We start from the raw sequence: 2376 nt of genomic DNA on the forward strand, positions 1-2376 counted from the left end.
GCGCGGGGGGGTACCGCCCTGGGGCACCGCGCCGGCGGCGATCAGCCTCGACATGGCGCGGGACAGCTCGGCGGCCCTGGTACGCGAGTCCACCGGCCGGTCAACGAGATGCGCAGGCCGCGCGGCCGGGAGCTCATCCATGAGATTCATGACCGCTCCTAGCCGGAGTTCCGCATGTGGGGCGGGGACGGCCGGGCGGCTCACCGCGATGCCAGCCCCTGGCCAGTTCGCCGACCATGGCCTGCCTGAGCCGCTTACGGCCCGATGTAGCCGCACGCGGTACACCGTCGGCGAGCCGCCGATGACGCGGGCGGCCTCCCTGGCAGACAGCATGCCAGGCGCCCCGGACGAGGATCCCCCGGTCGTTCTCCGGCAGCGCGGCCAGGGCCCGCAGTACGCCATCGGGCTCGGTCACCTCGTCCGCCATCTGCCGTCCCGCGCGACCGACCACGTAGACCCAGACGCGTTGCCGGCATTCGTCGTACATACCGGTGAACCGGTGCGCATCGCCCGCCACTTCGGGTGCGTTTTCTGACATCAGGAAATGGTGCGAAAACCTTCCGCTCGTTTCGCCTCGACTCACACCTTTTCCCCCAGCAAGAGCGCGGGTGATCACGGGGAGACAGTTTTCGGCTGCGCCATGTGGTCATAAGAAATCGCCCGAAACATCGGGTCCCCCCGGCACACTACGTGGTGCCGAAAGATCGCCTCTGCCGCTGGACGGCACGGGGCGGGACACGTAGTAGATCCGATCGGAGCACGACATCAAGACATCACATCGCCAGGACGTCGAGAATCGCCGGCGCTTACCCCTCGTCCGCGCGTTCGCCCGGAGCTCCTTCTCCGCCGCCGTCGCCCTCGCCTGCCTCGCCGCCGCCCTCTCCACGAGCGTCGTCACCGGCGGCGAATTCCGTGCGCGCGGTGCGGAGGAGGTCGTGAACCCCATCGACGCCCGGCCCAACGACGGCTCAGGCTACTGGCCGGACTTCTCGAACACCGGCTACGCCAACACGCCGGCCAACGCCGGAGGCCTGGGGCTGGGCGCGTACCCGGGCAAGCTCACCGACTACGCGGCGGGCATGAGCGCCGACAAACCGCTGAGGCTCGAGTTCCCGGACAACAGCGTCATTTCCTACAAGCGCTTCCTCGGCCTGAAGGTGCTGATCTACGGCGACAACCTCACGTTCGTCGGCTGCCTGTTCGAGGGCACCAACCCCAACGACAACCTCGTCCAGATCTACTCGGACAACAACATCAAGTTCCTGTACTCGACGTTCAAGCCGAGCTCCTACGCGATGCCGCCCGGCAACGACGGCACCGTCTCGTCGTCCCACACCAAGCCGGGCACGCCCTTCGAGGATTCCTGGCAGCTCGCCACGACGATGAAGGAAGCCGTGGCCGTCATGGACCACAACGACATCTGGGGCAACGCCGGCATGATCATGGTGACGGGTTTCCCGGACCGCCCGTCGACGTGGACGAACAACTACATTCACGACATGGCGGATACGTCGCATGACGAATACCACCACGACGGCATAGGCCCGCAGAGCGAAGGCAACGGCGGCCCCATGATCGTCCACCACAACACCCTGGCCTCCCTGGGCAACACCAACGGGCTGGCCCTGCAGGGCAACGGCGTGTACGACCATATCTCGGTCACGAACAACTACGTCTCCGGCTGGGGATACGCGCTCAGCATCGGTGTCGAGAACAACGCCACGAACATCACCGTCACCGACAACGTCTTCTCGGCCGAACTCGAGCAGCTGTACGGCTTCCTGTACGGCAACATCTGGGGCGGGTCTGCGCGCGGCTCCACCTGGCGCCGCAACCTCATCCAGGCCCGTACGGGAGACGACAACAAGAACTTCACGGCGGCTGACCACGGCAAATACCTGTGGCCGTCCGGCGAGACCCGCACCACCGACTACACGGGCTGAGCCCCTTCCCGCGTGACGCGCGCCTCGCTGCTCTCCGTGATCCACTCCGGACCGGAGAGCGGCGACGCCGCCCAAGACTTTCCGGTTCCGGGCGAAATGATCGGGGCGCCTCCACTCATGAAGAGAGCGTTCGTACCCGTACCGGAAGATGGGAACCGCCTGTGTCGTGGTCCATCAGGGCGGGGACACGGTTGAACCGCTGGCGGCGGATCAGGTGGGCGGCGACTGGATCGTCTTCAGGGCCGCACTGGCGCGCGAGGGCGTGGTCCGCCTGGAGATCACCGCCGAGCGCCAGACGGGCCTCGAGTACGCAGACTGGGCGCCGGAGCCCCACCGGCCTCAAGGAGGCGCATCAGACGGCGTGCTCCTGGGCGGCCGGTGGCGGCCCGCGGTGGCGGCCAGGCGCTGGTGGCCGGGCGGTCGTGGCCGGGCG

2 protein-coding genes are annotated in these 2376 nt (G+C 67.6%); both read left to right on the forward strand.

What is annotated here, in order from left to right:
• The first annotated feature begins 935 nt into the window (after window positions 1-935).
• Complete coding sequence (locus ACWDX9_RS62445) at window positions 936-1943, forward strand: hypothetical protein (protein ID WP_449973306.1); 1008 nt, start codon at window positions 936-938, stop codon at window positions 1941-1943.
• A gap of 166 nt (window positions 1944-2109) precedes the next feature.
• The coding region (locus ACWDX9_RS62450; protein ID WP_449973307.1) for a hypothetical protein at window positions 2110-2376 on the forward strand (267 nt) is incomplete at its 3' end.

This window comes from Nonomuraea sp. NPDC003201 (genome assembly GCF_053590415.1).